A 19867-nucleotide genomic window follows, 5' to 3' on the forward strand; every position below is an offset into this window, starting at 1 on the left:
GTACATTCAAAATGCTATTTGAAGTGTTTCGACAACTTTCACTATCCAAATAGGAATTTTTAAAAAAATGACTCGGATTAAACATTGAATGTATAGTTTCACATGGCGGAACCATTAATATCATACATAATCATAGTTACGAAATGTTTTTATAACTGTTTTCATTAAGGATTCCAATTCATGAAATAAGATGATCATTTCGCACAATACTTTTATGTTGTAAAAGAAATTATTTAATTGCATCTTCAATAATATTAATTAATTGAGTATATTCTTTTTTCAAATAATATTCTTCAAATGATTTTAATGTACTACTTCTGTTTATTAAATAAGGTTTATATAAAAGGTAAATTTTATAAAGAATTTGCATGGAAGCTTCTAAATTCTCATTGCTTACTTTTAACAAATGTTTTAGATACCAATTAGTAAAGTAGTAATTATATTTATAGAGCATGTACGACCTCAATAATCCATTATTTCTCAAAAAAAATATTCTTCTCTTCTCTAAAATATAATATTTTTCAAAAAAACTATTTGAAATGTCATTTGTTACAGAGCCCTCAACATTTGAATAATAGATTTTTATATCTGTATTAACAACTTTAGTTTTTTTAGAGTGTATTAATAATTCTTGAAAAAATAATGTATCCTCACCTAATGCTTTTTCAATCATTTTTAATTTATTCCTAATTATTATCTTTTTTCTTACTAACACCGCCTGAATACTATGTGAACTTAACTTTGACATTTTTAGATATTTTTTACCATCCATTATTAAGTTAGTGTTGCAGTTACGAAGTACTTTGTTGTAATAATCAAAGACTATTGAATTGTTATTCGATTTTTTAATATAGTTTCCTATTACCATTTCTAGAGTTGGATCCTTAAATAATTCATTATATAAAATCGCTAAACCATTATTAATGGCTTGATTATCTGGATCTAGAAAAGCAATAAAAGGTGTTGTTGATAATTCAATCCCTTTGTTTCTTGGCCTTGAAGCACTTCCGCTACCACCTTTTGAAAAAAAATAAGTTATTACATTATTATATTTTTTTTTAATATTCTTAACAATTTCTATAGTTTCTTGGTCTTCAGAACCGTCATCTATTATTATTATTTCTATTTCATTAAACAGAGAGCTATTTCTTAAACTCTTTATACATCTATTTAATAAATACTTGCCATTATTATATACAGGTATAATTACTGACATCTTATAAATTGAACTTGAAAAGGCTGGCAAGTTTTTATTTTGAGATTGATTTTCCTCCATACTATTCCCCCCCCTATACAGTGAAAGATAATTGTTACTATATGCAATAGCATATTCAGTATCCAATAAAATGTATTGGACAAATGTAGAAACAAATAAAAAATTGTTATTATTCTTCTTATATAGGTCAATAACTGTTACCTAACTTTTTCATTTACATATACTACTAATAACAATAATACTTGATAGGAGAATGCTTAAATGAAAGTTCTAATACATGGATTTTACGGTGCAGGCAATACTGGAGACGATGCAATATTGCATTCAATAATTAGTCAACTCAATAAAGTTGATATGAATGCTGAGGTTGTTGTTTCAATTAGAAGTAATAATATTAAAGCTTACTACGGAGATAAGAAAATTCGTTATGTTATGGGAAGTGATCATAAATCCATTTACGATGAAGTAAGTAGAAGCAACCTGGTTATAGTTGGAGGAGGGGGGCTATTTCAGGATTATGCTGGATTTAAACCTTATAATCTTTTTAATGGGGCTGAAGGAGCTATAAACTATTATTTCGCTCCATTACTTCTAGCAAAAATGTTAGGAAAAAAAACCATGCTATATGCCGTTGGATATGGTCCATTCTTAGACAATAATGCTGCTAAAGCAAGTGGATGGATTAGTAACTTAGCAGACGTGATAACAGTTCGGGACAATACATCAATGAAAATTCTAGAAAAAAATAACTGTTTAAAAGCTAGACTAACTGCTGATCCAGCTATAAATTTACCTTATTCCAAGTGTAATATTAGGAAGTACATTAATACAGATATATCAAACAAAAAATTGGTAGGTATAAATCTAAGACTATGGAACTATGGAGAGTACGGTACAAGTAAAGTTTACAATGTATTATTACACGTTTGTAGAGTATTAATTTCCAATTTCAATTCACATATTGTAATTATTCCGTTTAATAAAAGTAAAAAAGAAGTGGAGATGATGGAAAAATTTCATAGCCAACTCCCTAAAGAACATTCCTCTATTGTGTATTACAATTACTCTCCAGTTGAAATTAAAAGTCTATGTTCAGAATTAGACCTTATGATTGCAATGAGACTTCACGCCTCAATTTTAGCTATGGGAGCAGGTACACCTAGTATTGGTATAGGATATGATCCCAAAGTAACCGAATTCTATAATGAATTACAACTTCAACAGTTAACATTTACCATCGAGAATATCAGGGCTTCTGAAATCCTAGAAATATCAAAGAAAGTATTAGTTAATCAACAACATTGGAATAATAAAGTTAATAACAATATCCACAAATTAAAAATTCGTGATAATGAAAATTTACAATTACTAAAAAAACTATTAAACAGCTAAAATTTTATTGTTTGGAGTGTTATATATGAAAAAAAATAGACCTTTGAAAATTGTTTTTATTGGTCGTTATTCAGAAGGTTCCAATGGAATTGTTAGAAGTATTTTTATGGGGTTAAATGAATTAGGACATGTTATTCATGAAATTAATGTTTCAGAAAGACCGAATCTTTTAATAAATAGATACAATTTAAAAGGTGGCAATGGCCCTATTTATATAAAATGGAATTTAGTAGAGCTAGAGATTAAAATGTTTAAACCCGACATTATATTATTTTGTGCAGGTGGCCTAACATTTGAACCTCCTATTATAAATATACTTAAAAGAAAATGCACTATTGTAGGAATTACTCTGAGTGACCCTGATGTTTTTCCGTACACAAAAAAATACGTTCATTTATTTGATTATCATACAACAAACTCAATGGTTGCATTAAAAATGTATAAACAAAACGGGTTTAAAAATACGGTTCTTTTACCATTTGCTATAGACTCAAGATTTTTTGTACCTAGACCTGTTAACCCTTCATATAAATCAGACATTTCAATTATTGGACACTTCCGAGCAAATAGGTTACAGATTGCACAAAGATTGTTGAAAGAATTTAACACCAAAATTTATGGGAGAAATTGGCCAATTAGTTCTAATGAACCAGTCCATGGAGAAAGTTGGTTTGAAGCAGCATATTCGACAAAATTTCTAATTAATTTCCCCAAAACAGGTAAATCATTTATCAATGTAAAGGTTGGGGTCTTTGAAGCAATAGCCACTGGGCGATTACTATTTACAGAATATTTTAGCGAAATGGAACATTATTATAAATACGGAAAAGAATTAATAGGTTATAAAGGGGAAGATGACCTAATTAATAAAATTCAATACTATCTAGATAATCCATCTGAAGCCGAATCTATAGCAAAGGCAGGTCAATTACGAACTGCTACCGAACATACGTGGAGTATCAGATTGAAAAAATTCTTAGATGGTATTCAGTTGTCCCCTTATCGAAAGTGGTAACAGCATTCCGTTATTAACCTAAATGGTTTTACCCTCCAAAAAATAACATTTGAAGTTACTAAGGACTATTCCATAGAATAGTCCTTTTGTGTTTTACATAAACTCTTTCACTAATTCATCAAACTTATGTTGATCTAACCTTAAATCATGCGTGCTAAGGGGTTCTTCCGAGTAACCCGACACAAGGTCCTGGTATGACGCTTGTTGTTTGTTTTGATAAATCAAACCTGTCACAAGCCCATCCTTCTCCATTAGCGTATTCATTGCCTGTTCACGATTAGAAGGGTCATAACCTTCTACATCAGCAAGTTTAGTAAGGTTCTCTTTAAACCAATCGTACGTATTGATTTTATTATACGTTACACAAGGACTGAACACATTGATCAGGGAGAAACCTTTATGATTAAGTCCCGCTTCAATTAACGCTGTCAGTTCTTTTAAGTCAGATGAGAAACTTTGTGCTACAAAGGTTGCACCTGCTGTTAATGCCATTTCCATTGGAGCAAGAGCCGGCTCGATCGATCCCTCTGGCGTAGACTTCGTTTTAAAACCGGAGGATGAACGAGGAGACGTCTGTCCTTTAGTCAATCCATAAATCTGATTGTCCATGACGATGTAAGTCACATCGACATTACGGCGGATCGCATGGATTGTATGTCCAAGACCAATGGCAAATCCGTCACCATCGCCTCCTGAAGCGATAACTGTTAAATCCTTATTTGCCATTTTCAATCCTTGGGCAATCGGAAGCGATCGACCATGGATCCCATGGAAACCATATGAGTTAATATATCCGGATATCCGTCCGGAGCAGCCGATACCGGATACAACAGCTAACTGTTCCGGGTCAAGACCTACGTTGGCGGATGCCCGCTGAATGGCAGCTTGTACTGAGAAGTCACCGCATCCAGGACACCAGTTTGGTTTAACGTTATTTCTGAAATCTTTAAAGGTAGCCATGGATTAGTTCAACTCCTTACATCTTGAATGAATTTCGTTTGGCAAGTATGGCGTTCCATCATACTTTGTCATTTTAACAATTTTATTCCCGTATCCCACATTCATTTTAATAATGCTGGCCAGTTGACCGGTAGCATTATTCTCAATCACGACCACTTTCTTCGCAGATTGCATCAGTGGTTCTAATTCCGTAGCTGGGAAAGGATGAATTAAGCGGACGTGTGCATGGTTCACTTTCAATCCATCAGATTCCAAGCGACTCATCGCTTCTTCAATCACTCCACGTGTAGAGTTGAATCCGACTAATAGTAAGTCGGCCTCTTCATGAGGTGCATGGGTATGAATCGGATTCTGGAATTTGATCTTCTCAAGTTTACGCATACGTTTATCCATTTGGGCCTGCCTGTTCACAGGGGATTCAGATGGCTTTCCAGTTTCGTCATGCTCTACCCCCGTCACATGATGAATCCCGTTTTTCATTCCTGGGATTACACGGGGGGATACTCCATCTTCTGTTACTTCATAGCGCTTGTAATATTTTTTCGGTTCTAATTCTTCTAATTCAGACTCATTTGCAGCAAGCTTTCCTCTGCGAATCTCCACTTTACTGTAATCAAGTGGTTCCACCGTTTGTTTCCCCAGGGAAAGCTGGAGATCTGATAGAATGATGACCGGACATTGATATTCTTCCGCCAGGTTAAAGGCTTCAACAGTATCATAGAATGCTTCCTGGACGGTGCTTGGAGCCAAGACGATCTTAGGGATTTCTCCATGTGTACCATAAATCATCGCCATCAAATCGGACTGTTCCTGTTTTGTCGGCAGACCCGTAGATGGTCCCCCACGCTGAGTATCCACAACCACAAGCGGCTGTTCTGTCATTCCGGATAAACCTATTGCTTCCATCATGAGAGAAAGCCCTGGACCGGCTGAAGCCGTGAACGAACGGATTCCTCCGTAATTCGCTCCAATAGCCATTGTGGCCGCTGCAATCTCATCCTCCGTCTGAATGACGGTTCCACCAACCATTGGCAGTTTCTTAATAAGGTACTCCATGATTTCAGAAGCCGGCGTGATTGGGTAGGCCGCCATCAAACGGACGCCCCCCGCCAATGCACCAAGCGCAATGGCGTCGTTCCCAATCATAAACATACGTTTATTCCCGTCTGCTTCTTTCAATTGCAGGGAACCTACTCTATCTCCGAGTTCTGCTTTCATCGCCTCGAACCCCTGCTTAATGGCTTCCATGTTCTTCTCAACTACGGTTTCACCCTTGCGACCGAAGATTTCTTCCACTACTTCCTTAAAAACATCCGGATCGAGATTAAGTACTGCACATGTCGCACCTACTGCCACCATGTTCTTCATGAGGGAAGTTCCCAGCTCCGTTGCCAATGCAGTGAACGGAACAATATAGAGAGAGGCGTCTGTATCTTCAGGTTTCTCTGGTTTGAACTTTGCATCGGCTATTATGACGCCGTCGCTATGTAATTCCTTATAATTCACATCAATCGTTTCTTGGTCAAATGCCACCAGAATATCTAGATCGTCAGCGATCGCTCTTACTTGAGTGGTGCTTACACGAATTTTATTGTTTGTATGTCCACCCTTAATACGGGAGGAGAAATGGCGATAACCATATAAGAAGTACCCTAAGCGGTTGAGGGCCATGGAGAAGATTTCACCTGTACTCTCGATACCTTCACCCTGCTGGCCTCCAACTTTCCATGAAAGTTGTTCCTTCATTTATTACACCCCTTCAATCAATATTTGCAACATCTATTACGGAAGCATATTCTCTTAACTAGGATCATTCATCTATTTCTGTTGCATCATTTACATTTCATTTACTCTATCAGTTTATCACTTTTCCATTTAAATCACTACTGAATTGAAGAGATTATGGGTGTTAACTAGTTCATGGACATAAATAAACCACTAAAGGCGTTCCTTTAAGTGGCTGTTCCCAATATCAATCTGGCAATTTCCCAATAAAGTTTTCGTATAGGAATTTCTTTACTTGCTTATCACTATAGTAACGTAGAAGTGTATTGATTAAGTTATCATATTGGATATATGAGGATAGTCCCTGGACGGTTTCTGTAATTCCATCGAAATCGGATCCAAACCCGATATGATCTTCTCCTCCCAGACTGCATACATGTTCAATATGCCTGATCACATCAGAGATTTCCGCTGTACCCTTCTTGTTTAAAAATGGCGGAACAAAGGTAATTCCCATAACGCTGTCTTTTTTGATGATAGCCTGTATTTGTTCATTTCTTAAGTTTCTTGGATTAGGGCAGATCGAGTATGCGTTTGAGTGGGAGGCTATCGGATAATCAGCCGTATCTATCACATCCCAGAATGCTTTCTCGCATAGATGGGAGACATCTGTCCAAAGTTTTTTCTCGTTAAGAAACGAGACGATATCACAGCCAAAGTTGGTCAACCCGCCTCCCCTTGGTTCAAGTGCACCATCAGCCGCTGCGTTAGCCCAATTCCATGTTAAACCTACGGAACGAACTCCCAGTCTATACAAGATTTCAAGCTTTGTGAGATCCTCCTCCACTGCCTCTGCACCTTCGAGTGTGAGCATGGCTCCTATTTCATCTTCCTTAAGAATCTCTACATCTTTTTTTGTGGTAACTAATTTCAACTTAGGGTTCGGCTTAAGGATTTGATTATAAAACATGTTCACCATCTCAAGCGCTGCTTGAAAACGTTGTCCCGGTTTGAGATCGGATGGGATGTAAATGGCAAACAACTGAACCTTGCTTCTCCCTTGAAGGAGTTGAGGATACGTAATATGTAAGGAACCTTTGGATTGAAATGCTCCTGTTCCTGGTTCTAAGTACAGTTTCAATAAAACATCACAGTGGGCATCAAAAATCATATTGTTCGTCCTTTCAGTGTAAAATAGTTTATTTTTATAGATTAAAGGCTGTCCATTAAAGAGTCCTCTTTAATGAACAGCCTATGGTTTATTATCTTGGCTCTACGATTAACTTTATCGCCGTACGTTCTTCCCCATCAATCAGAATATCCGTAAATGCCGGGATACATATTAAATCCAAACCACTGGGAGCCACAAATCCTCTGGCAATGGCAACTGCTTTAACGGCTTGATTTAATGCACCTGCACCAATTGCCTGAATCTCTGCTCCCCCTCTCTCACGAAGAACACCGGCGAGTGCACCAGCTACAGAATTAGGATTAGATTTTGCTGAAACTTTTAATATTTCCATTCCTTTTCCTCCTTGTCATTTCCCCCATACCGTATGTCCGTGGTAAAGAACAAATTTGGTATAAATGATTCCACTGATACTATATTCAGGAAATGGACAAATCATTCCGGGAACACTAAAAAAGGAAGGAAAACATTTAATATTCTGCCATAAACGGATGGTCTTCGTTAATCAGGATACGCTCAATTTTTTTTGCTTTACCAGATTTTTGATCAATGTCGATTAAGCATGCGCTAAGGATTTTACGCCCTGCTTTCGGAACTTCAAAGCGAACGGGTAAACTTGTCTGAAATCTTCTTATAACTGAGTCTTTATTCATTCCCAGTACTTCATCATATGGCCCAGTCATCCCAACATCACACATAAAGGCAGTCCCACCAGGTAGAATACGGTTGTCTGCCGTCTGAACATGAGTATGGGTCCCAATCACCGCAGATACACGACCATCCAAGAACCATCCTACCGCCTGCTTCTCACTTGTTGCCTCTGCATGAAAATCAACGAAAATGACGGATGTTCTCTTCCTGGCTTCATCCACCAGTTCATCAAGTGCTTTGAACGGATCATCCAAAGGAGGCATAAACGTCCTTCCTTGAGCATTGATGACCGCAACCTCCTTACCATACACTTCTGCAAACACTAAACCTTTACCTGGCGTACCTTCAGGGAAATTTGCCGGTCTCACCATTTGTTTAGAAGTATCGATGAAGTCGAAAATATCTTTATTATCCCAAGTATGATTACCCAGAGTCACCATATTGGCACCATCTTGTAAAAACTGTTTATAAATCTTCTCCGTTATCCCTCTACCTGAAGCAGCATTTTCCCCATTAACGATCGTGAAATCCGGCGAATGCTTTTTCTTTAACTTCGGCAGGTATTCTGTAATCATTTCCCTGCCCATTGAGCCGACAACGTCTCCTACAAATAATATTTTCATGAAAATTCCCTTCTCCTTATGTATTCTTGACTATATTGTAACACAAATAACTTCCTGTCTATTCATCCGGAAATTATCATCTTCTACTGTTTTCCTAAACAAGAGGGACACAAACAAAAAAGCTGACTCGAAAAGGGATATCCCTTTTCGAGTCAACCTCTTATTTCGCGTATTCGACAGCTCTTGTTTCACGAATGACCGTCACTTTGATATGACCAGGATAATCGAGTTCATCTTCAATCCGTTTACGGATATCCCTTGCTAATCGGTGAGATTCTAAATCATCGATCGCTTCAGGTCTTACCATAATACGTACTTCTCGGCCAGCCTGTATCGCGAAGGATTTCTCAACGCCTTCATAAGACTCTGAGATTTCCTCAAGCTTCTCTAATCGACGGATATAGTTTTCAAGCGTCTCACTTCTTGCTCCAGGCCTTGCAGCGGATAATGCATCTGCTGCTGCGACTAGAACTGCAATGATAGACGTTGGTTCCGTATCTCCATGGTGAGAGGCTATACTATTAATGACTACAGGGTGTTCCTTGTATTTCGTTGCAAGTTCCACACCAATCTCTACGTGGCTACCTTCGACTTCATGGTCGATTGCTTTCCCGATATCATGAAGCAAACCGGCACGTTTAGCAAGTCGTTCGTCCTCTCCAAGCTCGGCTGCAAGTAGCCCTGATAGATATGCCACTTCCATTGAGTGTTTCAGAACATTTTGACCGTAACTTGTACGGTATTTTAATCTTCCCAAGATCTTGATCAAATCCGGATGGAGACCGTGTACACCAACTTCGAATGTGGTTTGTTCACCAATTTCTCGGATGTATTCATCCACTTCACGTCGGGATTTATCCACCATCTCTTCGATTCGTGCAGGGTGGATACGTCCATCCTGAACTAATTTCTCTAATGCAATTCGAGCCGTTTCTCTACGAATCGGATCAAAACCAGAAAGAATAACTGCTTCAGGAGTATCATCAATAATCAAATCAATTCCTGTAAGTGTTTCCAGCGTACGAATGTTACGTCCTTCTCGCCCAATAATTCGACCTTTCATCTCATCATTTGGTAAGTTCACAACACTAACGGTTGTCTCTGCCACATGTTCAGCAGCACAACGTTGTATAGCCAGTGAAAGGACTTCTTTCGCTTTCTTATCTGCATCTTCTTTGGCACGGGTTTCGTGCTCTCTTACCATAATAGCGATATCATGGGAGAGTTCATTTTCAACGCGGTCAAGAATGATTCCTTTCGCTTCATCACGAGTCAAGCTCGAGATACGTTCTAGCTCTGATTGTTGTGATCGTACCATCTCGTCCACTTTGCTTTCCATCTCTTCAATATGTTGTTGTCTTTCGTTAAGAGTCCCCTCTTTTCTCTCGAGTAAGGCTTCACGCTTATCAAGCGTTTCATCTTTCCGATCGAGGTTTTCCTCTTTTTGCATCAAACGATTTTCTTGTTTTTGCAATTCATTTCTTCGGTCACGAAGGTCATTTTCCATTTCTGTGCGAAGTTTATGATTTTCATCCTTTGCTTCCAAAAGTGCTTCTTTCTTCAGAGCATCTGCCTCGCGCTTCGCATCTTCTAAAATCTGCTCCGCTGAACCTTTAGCACCAGCAATCTTTGCTTCAGCAATGGACTTACGAATTAGGTATCCAACAACTACACCGACGATTAGGCCAAGCAAAATGAAGATGATTGTAATAGGTTGCATTATTTCACCTCCTCTTGCTATGAACTGTCATCATGTTTTTTACATGTCGGCTTGTACATTGCTCACTTGAACAAAATATACAGCGCTAGGCTTTCAAATATTCATTCGAAAAATTTGTAAAATATACATGTTAATTTTAAATCTCTGAAAATTTATTGTCAAGGGGTTGAGCCCTCTATCACTAGATTTCTCAAGGGTTTTTTTGCAATCGACAAAAATTGGCACTGATACGGCGGGCATGAGATTTGTTTTTAATCAAAACTTTTTTTTCATCTGTGTCTCGTTGAAAGGATGGTCTGATCATTTAGGTTCTCATTTCCACATATATCCTGTTTGAGAGAAATGGTGTTGTTTCTATTTTCAACCAATTTTTCCAATACCATACATAACAAAGAGAAGCAAGCCAATCCATGGCTGCTTCTCCCCCTCACTTAGTCTTCTAAAAGACTTAATTCACCTTGATCATCCGTTTCGGCACGGCCTGTATCCAATCCGTAATGCTCACGAATCTTTAGCATGATTTCATTGCGGACTTCAGGATTTTCTTTAAGGAAAACCTTCGCGTTTTCACGGCCTTGGCCTAAACGCTCTTCATTGTAGGAGTACCAGGCACCGCTCTTCTGAACAATGTCCAATTCAGAGCCAAGATCGACGATTTCACCTTCTTTAGATATTCCTTCCCCGTACATGATGTCAACTTCAGCCACACGGAAAGGTGGAGCCACTTTATTTTTTACGACTTTAATCTTTGTTTTGTTCCCGACCATTTCATTGCCCTGTTTAAGTGTTTCCGCACGACGAACCTCTAAACGCACGGAAGAATAGAACTTCAACGCACGTCCACCAGGAGTCGTTTCAGGATTTCCGAACATAACGCCGACTTTTTCACGGATTTGGTTAATGAAAATGGCAATGGTCTTCGATTTGTTGATAGCACCTGAAAGTTTACGTAGAGCCTGTGACATTAAACGGGCTTGAAGACCTACATGGGCATCCCCCATCTCACCTTCGATTTCAGCCTTTGGTACTAGGGCTGCAACGGAATCAATGACGATTGCGTCCACTGCTCCACTGCGCACCAACGCTTCTGCGATTTCCAAAGCCTGCTCACCTGTATCTGGTTGAGAAAGCAATAATTCATCTATGTTTACTCCGAGCTTTTGAGCATACTCAGGATCAAGTGCGTGCTCGGCATCAATGAATGCCGCTTGTCCGCCTTGAGCCTGAACCTCTGCAATCGCATGAAGTGCAACGGTTGTTTTACCGGATGATTCGGGTCCATATACCTCAATGATTCTTCCACGCGGATATCCGCCAACTCCAAGGGCAGCATCCAACGCAAGTGATCCACTTGGACATGTTACTACTTTTCTATCAGTCTGTTCCCCAAGCTTCATGATTGAGCCTTTACCAAACTGTTTTTCTATTTGTTTTAACGCCATATCTAGGGCTGCTTTACGATCGCTCACAAATCTTCCTCCTTTAAATATACATCTTGAAATGACAACTTATAAGTTTGTCTCAAATCCAACCTATCTATACTATAAACCTTTTTAATATAGAAAACAAGAAAAAAATCGAACATTCATTCGGTTTTTTCAAACCGGTTCGCGTGCTTGAATTTTCTCGTCATTGAGACCAAACAGAAGAACGGTATGCCTATAAACAAGAGCGACCTGTAAACGCCAAAAGGCTGCCCTCTAAAAAGAAGGCAGCCCATGTCTCATTCAAACTTGACTCAATTCCTTAATCAAATAATGCCAGCCATACTTCGCCGTCCTCATACGGTTCCCATTTCTTCCTCCACCAAGATTGAGCAGGAACGTCTTGGTCGTCCCTCCTTTAACGGATAATCCGATCCAGACTGTCCCGGCAGGTTTGCCTTCTAGGGGGTCAGGTCCTGCCACGCCGGTAAAGCTGATTCCTATATCAGTAGAAAAAAGCTCCCTGACGTTATCCGCCAATTCCACAGCACACTGCTCACTTACAGCAGTGTGTCGCTTTAATGTGTCGCTTTTTACAGATAGGACCTTTTTCTTCACTGCATCCTGATAACAGACCACACCACCTGCCAGAACCTCTGATGCCCCGGGAATGGATGTCAATTGCGCCTGAAAGAGTCCGCCTGTTAAGCTCTCTGCACACGATAAAGTAACGCCTTTCTGCTTAAGCAGTTTTAATCCTACTTCCACCAGGGAATCAATATCATATCCGTAGAAGTATTCCCCTACAATCTGTAAAATCTCCTTTTCTAATGCATTCACCAACGATTCAGCGATACTTTTTGACTCATGCTTTGCAGTCAGTCTCAACGTCACTTCCCCATCACCTGCAAGAGGGGCGATGGTTGGGTTGGTTTGCTGATCGATCAAATGTTCTAATTCCGTTTCCAGGTGTGCTTCTCCAATCCCAAAAAATCGGAGGACCCGTGAATAGATGACTTCTTTCTTCTTCATCAGATTTTGAATCGCCTGTTTACCATACTTATGGAACATCGGCCGCATTTCGGATGGTGGACCCGGAAGAAGCATATAAGCATTGGCACCTTTTTTTAGAAGCATCCCAGGAGCCATACCTTGTTCATTCTTCAATACATGTGCTCCGGTCAAAATAAGTGCCTGTTTTTCATTATTTGGTGTCATTTCACGATTGACTTTTTGAAAATAGTTTTTAATCGATTCCAAAGCATCCGTATCCATGCTCAGGGTCGTTCCTAATGCCTTCGCAATCGTTTCTTTCGTCAAATCATCTTTTGTGGGTCCAAGTCCCCCTGTGAATATCAATAAGTCTGATCGCTTCTTGGCTACTTCAATAGCATGCTGCAAACGACCAGGATTGTCTCCTACACTAGTGTGATAATACACATCCACACCCATTTCTGCTAATTGCTCAGAGATGTATTGAGCATTTGAATTGACGATCTGCCCAAGCAGCAATTCTGATCCAACAGCAATAATTTCTGCGTTCATCTCTATTCCCCCCTGAATTTGGTGTAAAGAAGGGGATGATCCCTATTTGGATCAATCCCCTCAAATACTTTATTATTTCGAATTCACAAATGCTTTTTTGTTATGTTTAAAGTAATCCCATCCAGACCAAATCGTAAAGAACATAGCCACCCATAGAGCAATGGTAGCAAATGGAAGGTTGATCAATTCGAATATCGCGTTGTGCAGGAGCAGAGCAGAAATCGCAATGATCTGTGCCCAAGTCTTAATCTTACCTAGTTGACCTGCTGCCACGACTTCCCCTTCTCCTGCTAATACGAGGCGAAGTCCGGTTACTGCAAACTCTCGACTGATGATGATGATAACGATCCATGAGGGAGCAAGCCCCATCTCAACCAGAACAATTAACGCTGCCGATACAAGCAATTTGTCAGCCAGTGGATCTAAGAATTTCCCCAGATTCGTCACAAGGTCCAGCTTCCTTGCATAATAGCCATCAACCCAATCCGTTGTTGCCGCAATAATGAAAATCATGGCCCCAACAAAATGCTTAACCGGCATTTGTGCTCCAAGGAACATCATTTCCCCCCAGTTCAAAGGTGCGAGCATGATGATTAGAAATAATGGAATTAAAAATATCCTTGATACTGTTATCTTATTAGGTAAGTTCACCTTTCTACCTCCAATACTTAAAAAACGCATCTACTTTTAGTATGTAAGAAAAAGGAGTTATTAAAACTCCTCTCCTGTTCATTATGGATTCGTTTGTGGTTCGTAATGAATGATGATATCCTGCCTTACGACATCCGTGGCAGAGATTTTGTATTCAAGCTGTTGACCGTTCACGGAAATATCTGTGTTTGAGGCATTACCAATAATGAGATATGCCTGTTTTTCCCCAGATAAATCAAAGTCCTTTTTATTATCCTTCTTTAATAACCCTTCGAATAGCGCTTCATCGTCGGTGTTATATACTCCTACCCACGTATCACCCTTTGCTGACAGCTGAAGCTTGAACTCATCTGCATTTTTCAGTTCATACGTCGTTTTATATCCTGAAGAGTTCACTGATTCTAAAGATTGTTCAGGCTTTGCCTCATCTTCATCAGCCTTTTGATCGTCGGAAGGGTTGTCTTCATCGGTTTGTTTCTTGTCAGGGGTTTCTTTTTCAGGCTTTTCCCCTTCGGCACTTTGATTTTCATCTACATCCACCTGGGATTGATTTTCTGATGGATTGGCCTCAGGAGCCTTGTCCCCCACTCTTCCTTGCCAAAACACCCAAAGGGCAACCAGTGCTCCTATGACAAACAGGGCTATGAGCAGCTTTGGCAGAAAATCAAATACCTTGGTCGAGCTTTCCGATACACTCTTACGGGACTGGACCCTTGAGAGAGACACCGGTATTTCATCTTCATAGGTTTTCGGGATCTCCTCCTTGTGCTCCTCGAAGATCACTTCTGGGGGAAGCCCAACCGCTTCACAGTATTGTTTAATGAATGCCCGAACATAAAATTTACCCGGCATCGCATCATAATTGCCTTCTTCGATTCCAATCAAATAGCGTTTTTGGATTTTTGTTATCCTTTGTAAATCATCAAGGCTGTAGTCTTTTGCCTCACGTGCTTCCTTTAAACGATTTCCTAATTCCGTCACCACTTAACACCTTCCAATATTAAAAATCAAAACCTCCAAAATCGGAATTTTGAAATAGATTATTTTGTTCCACTAATTCGTATGTAATTTCTTCATCAGGATCGTTTCTAAGTTCAATGATATAATCAAAATCTTCAAGTGAATATTCAGAGTTTTGAACAAAAACATCAGGATGTTCGATTACTTTCACAGCAGGTAACCTCATGATTTCCCTTACCAGCTGCCAGTGCTTCTCGCTTGCACGGCGTGTCGAAACAATACCGTCTATGATAAACAAGTTTTCGGAGGAGTATTCATCCTCGATCAATTTGCTTCTAATCGTTTGCTTTAACAATGTAGAAGAGACAAAAAGCCATTTCTTATTTGCACATACACTTGATGCCACGATGGATTCTGTCTTACCTACACGAGGCATCCCTCTGATCCCAACAAGCTTATGTCCTTCTTGCTTAAATAATTCAGCCAAAAAATCCACCAATAACCCAAGCTCATCACGAACAAACCGAAACGTTTTCTTGTCATCGGCATCTCGCTGAATATAGCGGCCGTGACGGACGGCAAGCCTGTCCCTTAATTTCGGCTCCCTGAGCTTGGTCACATTGATTGTATCCATTGTTTGAAGGATGGACTCAAGCCTCATGATCTGTTCGTCATTATTGGCAAGGAGCAGCATGCCCCTTCTTCCTTCGTCAACACCATTTATAGTCACTATATTTATAGAAAGCATTCCTAATAATGAGGAGATATCACCTAAGAGGCCAGGACGATTCTTTTGGATTTCATATTCTAAATACCACTCTTTGCGTTCCATCGTTACCCTCCTAAAGACTGTGATATTCCGATTCAAGAAAAAAACATCATTCGAAAAGTATATTTTAAACATCTAGGTATTATCATAAATGATTTTCAGGCAATAGAAAAGCAAAACCTATATAAATATGCATAATTTCTCAATTCCTAAGTGTGCTTTTTGATTGGGTGTATCAGGATATGAACATTTTCACCATACACTTTACCCTCATATAATAAAAAGGAGAGGGAAATTCCCTCTCCTTAGCGAGTACCGTTGTTGTTTACAAGTTTCACCATCATGTTCGCAATAGCATGTTGCTCTTCAGGAGAAGCGACAGACCATAAATCCGCTAATACTTTTTCCTGATCGTTCTTAGCCTCAACTTGATTGGCAAGATAGTCACCAATCTGGTATGCCAAGTCGTTTACTGTTTCATTTTCCATACCGCCGTGTTGAGCCTGGTTAAGACGGTCCCCTAAAAAGTTTTTCCAATCAGACCAGTTATCTAATACAGACATTTGTCATGACCTCCTTTATTGAAATACAATCTTAGTTTGTATCCAGGAGAAAAAATTATGCGTCATTATCAAATGGCTTCAGAACTTTTTTATGTGTGCCATCCCCCATTGACAGAGAGGGTTTGACCGGTAATATATGTAGCCTTTTTGGATATCAGGAACTGAATGGAGTCCGCAATCTCATCTGGATGAGCGAAGCGTCCCATTGGAATCTCCTCAAACATGGAAAGCCTATCTTCGTCAGTGAATCCACTCATCATATTGGTTTCTACCACTCCCGGTGCTATCGCGTTCACTCTTACCCCACTTGGAGCAAGCTCTTTACTTAAAGATTTCACGAAAGCCAATTGAGCCCCTTTGACCGTTGAATAAACGACCTCGCAGGCACCGCCTATCTGACCCCAAATGGAGCTTACTATGACGATATTTCCTTTTCTGTCTATCAACTTCGGCAAAAGTTGCTGAATGAGGAGCATTGGACTTTTGATATGAAGATTGATCATCTGATCCATGTCATTTTCTGAATGATCTTGAAAGAGCCCCCACCCGGAATTCCCACTACAATAAATAACGGCATCAAGCTGAAAAATGGACTGGACTAGTTTTCCGACTTCCTTTGGAGTGGTGAGATCGGCCCGAATAGGGATTGCCTCCACCCCAAGTCCTTCAATTTTATGTACTAATTCTTTCATTGCCTTTTCATTGGAATGGTAATGTAAATAAACATTCCAACCCTCTTCTGCAAGTGCAAGGGCCGTACTGCTTCCAATCCCGCCCGATGCACCTGTAATTAATGCATGTTTCATTCGTTTCACTCCAAACATTGATCACATAAAGAGAGGAACTACTCTTTGAAAAAGAATAGCTCCCCTATGGTCATGATTTAGGTACTACCTGACAAACGGTAAATCGTTCTTCGCTAATAATGGAATTGGCTACTGCCTGGATATCATCATACTTTAATGATTCAAGTGTCGGTACAACTTCGAATAAATCCATTTCATTAAACGCATATCGCGTGAATTGATTCGCAATGTATTCAGGAGAGTTAATGGCGCGAAGGAATGAACCGATCTTCTTCTTCTTGGTTCTTTCCAATCCTTCTTCTGTAAAAAGGGATTCCTGTTTCGCTTTCAGAAGCAGGGATTGTACCTTTTCCGCCAGTTCATCCGGCTTTTCCGTATCTCCACCGACAGTAAGGAATCCAAAGCCATTTTCCTGTGTATAGTCGTAATGGAACGTCTCATCGATTAAACCATCATTATAGAGTTCAGAATAATACGCTGAGCTCTTCCCAAATAACATGTCAAGGAAGACATTCATGGATAGCTCTTGTCTGAGCATTTCCTTGCCCTGCTGCTGTGGTTCTGGAGCTTTGAGACCAACTAAGCATTTAGGACTTTGTACGTTCATTTTTAGAACCTGTTTCTTCTCTGCCACAGTGTCAGGTTCATCCTCGAATTTCCGCTTAATTTCAGGCATTTTTTCATAATCCTTTTTTTCCTGATTTGATCGGATCTGATTCATGATCTGATCAGGATCTACTGCCCCCACCACAAACAGCAGCATATTGCTTGGGTGGTAGAATGTGTTGTAGCACTGATACAGCATATCTTTCGTAATCGGGGTAATGGACTCGATCGTACCAGCGATATCAATTTTCACAGGATGATTTTTGTACATGTTCTGGATGACCCCGAAGTATAATCGCCAGTCCGGGTTATCATCGTACATGGTGATTTCCTGACCAATGATGCCTTTTTCTTTTTCTACCGTTTTTTCTGTAAAGTAAGGGTCTTGAACGAAATCAATCAGTGTTTCGAGATTACGCTCAACATTGTTTGTACTGGAAAATAAATAAGCTGTCCTTGTAAAGGAGGTGAAAGCATTAGCCGATGCCCCTTGTCGGCTGAACTGTTGGAAGACATCTCCATCTTCTTTTTCAAACAACTTATGTTCTAAGAAATGAGCAATCCCATCCGGTACTTTGACGAAATCATCTTCACCCAGAGGGACGAAATGATTATCGATGCTTCCATACTTCGTCGTAAATGTGGCATACGTCTTATTAAAACCTTTTTTTGGGAGAATGTACACGTCCAGTCCATTTGACATTTTTTCATAATATAAATTTTCTTGTAATTGATCGAAGGAAATTTTCTTCATCATTATCCCTCCATTCCTGTTAGAAAGTAGATCGTATCAAGTTCAACCTTATTTGCTGCTTTCACTATATCTTCTTTTGTTGTTTTTTCCACTTCATCAAGCCAATGTTTCAGATCGATTTCTTCGTGAGCAACGGCGTTATGATATAGGACTTCAACCAAGCCCCTGGACGTATCGATCGTTTCTAAAAGCTGATTGCGAATGACCGCCTTCGTTTGATCGATTTCCCCATCCGTAAAGTCTCCATCCTTCATGGCTTGCAGCTGTTCGTTTATGATACCGACAGCCTGATCATACTTCTCGAATTCGATTCCGGACATTACCATCAATAATCCCTTATGACTTTCCAAACGGCTGGCAGCATAGTAAGCCAAGCTTGCTTTCTCCCTCACATTTATGAACAGTTTAGAATGGGAGAAACCGCCGAAGATCCCGTTGAATACCTGAAGTGCAAAGTAGTCATCATCCCCGTACTTCGTATGTGTGCGGTAACCCATATTGAGTTTTCCTTGTTTCACATCCTGCTTCTCTTTTATGACGTTTTCTTGTTCTTTCTTCGTCACTTCTGAAGCGCCCACTTCTTGGGGAGTACGGTCACTTAATTTAAGGAGTGAGTCACAGAGACTTTCCACTTCTCTAACCTCAACATCTCCAATCACATACAAATCAAATTGATCTTCAGACATCACTTTCTGATAATAGTCATATAATCTCTTTGCGGTAATGGCTTCCACTTCTTCACTCTCACCATTCACATGAAGAGCAAACCGTTCCCCTTTGCACATTTCTTCCACTAACCGTGAATTGGCATAGCGCATTTTATCATCATATACCGCTTCTATTCTCACCTTTTGGTTTCGCTTTTCTTTTTCAACGGTTTTCTTATCAAATTCATTATTTTCAACATGAGGATTCTGCAGGACATCTGCAAGGAATTCAATCCCTTTTTGAAGTAAAGGTTCAGAATCCTTCAGAAACTTCTCGTTGGCGATTTCAACGGACATACTGACCACATGGTACTCTCCTTTTTTACCTAAATCGACAAAAAAATTGGCACCATATAACTCATCAAGATACGAGCGTAATTCCGTTGTGCTTGGATATGTCCCTGTACTGCTCTGCATTACATGGGGTAGTAATCCCCGCAATGTAACGGTTTCCGGATCAAGGGGTGCTTTCATCTTTAATACGAGGCTGTTTGTCTTATACTTATCCGTTTGAACGATATGTAGCGTGTACCCCTGTTTCTTTTTTACTACTTCATTGATGGCTGTCATCGTACCGTCCTCCTTAGTTCC

Annotated in this window: 18 protein-coding genes; 2 read left to right on the forward strand and 16 right to left on the reverse strand. The window is 39.6% G+C overall.

The annotated features are described in order from the left end of the window. Positions 1–229: 229 nt before the first annotated feature. Complete coding sequence (locus ACIGG7_RS10295) at positions 230–1276, reverse strand: glycosyltransferase family 2 protein (RefSeq protein ID WP_397549728.1); 1047 nt, start codon at positions 1274–1276, stop codon at positions 230–232. Between the two features lie 201 nt (positions 1277–1477). Between ACIGG7_RS10295 and ACIGG7_RS10300 the strand changes: the two genes are divergently transcribed. Further along, positions 1478–2608 carry a polysaccharide pyruvyl transferase family protein gene (locus tag ACIGG7_RS10300; RefSeq protein ID WP_397549729.1) on the forward strand — a complete coding sequence of 377 codons (1131 nt, stop codon included), beginning with the start codon at positions 1478–1480 and terminating at the stop codon, positions 2606–2608. A 25-nt stretch (positions 2609–2633) separates the two neighbouring features. After that, positions 2634–3623, forward strand: coding sequence for a CgeB family protein (locus tag ACIGG7_RS10305; RefSeq protein WP_397549730.1), 990 nt, complete (start codon positions 2634–2636; stop codon positions 3621–3623). Between the two features lie 93 nt (positions 3624–3716). Here ACIGG7_RS10305 and ACIGG7_RS10310 read toward each other — a convergent pair whose 3' ends face one another. The 15 genes from ACIGG7_RS10310 to yfmF form a co-directional block, all read right to left on the reverse strand. Continuing rightward, positions 3717–4583 (reverse strand): 2-oxoacid:ferredoxin oxidoreductase subunit beta, encoded by an 867-nt coding sequence (locus ACIGG7_RS10310; RefSeq protein ID WP_397549731.1) that lies wholly within the window; start codon positions 4581–4583, stop codon positions 3717–3719. A 3-nt stretch (positions 4584–4586) separates the two neighbouring features. Further along, complete coding sequence (locus ACIGG7_RS10315) at positions 4587–6329, reverse strand: 2-oxoacid:acceptor oxidoreductase subunit alpha (RefSeq protein ID WP_397549732.1); 1743 nt, start codon at positions 6327–6329, stop codon at positions 4587–4589. 226 nt (positions 6330–6555) lie between these two features. Further along, entirely contained in the window at positions 6556–7479 is a 924-nt protein-coding gene (locus ACIGG7_RS10320) for a dipeptidase (protein ID WP_224941070.1), read from the reverse strand. Positions 7480–7570: 91 nt separating this feature from the next. Then, positions 7571–7831, reverse strand: a complete 261-nt coding sequence (gene spoVS, locus ACIGG7_RS10325; protein ID WP_034760060.1) for a stage V sporulation protein SpoVS — start codon at positions 7829–7831, stop codon at positions 7571–7573. Positions 7832–7967: 136 nt separating this feature from the next. Further along, positions 7968–8771 carry a TIGR00282 family metallophosphoesterase gene (locus tag ACIGG7_RS10330; protein ID WP_224941071.1) on the reverse strand — a complete coding sequence of 268 codons (804 nt, stop codon included), beginning with the start codon at positions 8769–8771 and terminating at the stop codon, positions 7968–7970. A 160-nt stretch (positions 8772–8931) separates the two neighbouring features. Then, complete coding sequence (gene rny / locus ACIGG7_RS10335; RefSeq protein ID WP_397549733.1) at positions 8932–10491, reverse strand: ribonuclease Y; 1560 nt, start codon at positions 10489–10491, stop codon at positions 8932–8934. Positions 10492–10922: 431 nt separating this feature from the next. After that, a complete protein-coding gene (gene recA / locus ACIGG7_RS10340; RefSeq protein WP_224941073.1) occupies positions 10923–11960 on the reverse strand; it encodes a recombinase RecA in 1038 nt (345 codons plus the stop codon). Positions 11961–12218: 258 nt separating this feature from the next. After that, positions 12219–13460, reverse strand: coding sequence for a competence/damage-inducible protein A (locus ACIGG7_RS10345; RefSeq protein WP_397549734.1), 1242 nt, complete (start codon positions 13458–13460; stop codon positions 12219–12221). A gap of 72 nt (positions 13461–13532) precedes the next feature. After that, positions 13533–14111, reverse strand: a complete 579-nt coding sequence (gene pgsA / locus ACIGG7_RS10350) for a CDP-diacylglycerol--glycerol-3-phosphate 3-phosphatidyltransferase (RefSeq protein ID WP_397549735.1) — start codon at positions 14109–14111, stop codon at positions 13533–13535. Between the two features lie 81 nt (positions 14112–14192). Then, positions 14193–15092, reverse strand: coding sequence for a helix-turn-helix domain-containing protein (locus ACIGG7_RS10355; RefSeq protein WP_397549736.1), 900 nt, complete (start codon positions 15090–15092; stop codon positions 14193–14195). 19 nt (positions 15093–15111) lie between these two features. Next, the gene (locus ACIGG7_RS10360) at positions 15112–15903 is read right to left on the reverse strand and encodes a DUF3388 domain-containing protein (RefSeq protein WP_219168814.1); all 792 of its coding nucleotides are present in this window, start codon (positions 15901–15903) and stop codon (positions 15112–15114) included. 242 nt (positions 15904–16145) lie between these two features. After that, on the reverse strand, positions 16146–16403 hold the full coding sequence (locus ACIGG7_RS10365) for a DUF3243 domain-containing protein (protein WP_397549737.1): 258 nt from the start codon (positions 16401–16403) through the stop codon (positions 16146–16148). An 89-nt stretch (positions 16404–16492) separates the two neighbouring features. Further along, a complete protein-coding gene (gene ymfI, locus ACIGG7_RS10370) occupies positions 16493–17209 on the reverse strand; it encodes an elongation factor P 5-aminopentanone reductase (RefSeq protein WP_397549738.1) in 717 nt (238 codons plus the stop codon). Between the two features lie 70 nt (positions 17210–17279). Continuing rightward, the gene (gene yfmH, locus ACIGG7_RS10375; protein WP_224941356.1) at positions 17280–18569 is read right to left on the reverse strand and encodes an EF-P 5-aminopentanol modification-associated protein YfmH; all 1290 of its coding nucleotides are present in this window, start codon (positions 18567–18569) and stop codon (positions 17280–17282) included. 2 nt (positions 18570–18571) lie between these two features. Then, complete coding sequence (yfmF, locus tag ACIGG7_RS10380; RefSeq protein ID WP_224941079.1) at positions 18572–19846, reverse strand: EF-P 5-aminopentanol modification-associated protein YfmF; 1275 nt, start codon at positions 19844–19846, stop codon at positions 18572–18574. Positions 19847–19867 lie beyond the last annotated feature (21 nt).

Source organism: Rossellomorea sp. NPDC077527 (assembly GCF_044542955.1).
Lineage (GTDB): Bacteria > Bacillota > Bacilli > Bacillales > Bacillaceae_B > Rossellomorea > Rossellomorea aquimaris_E.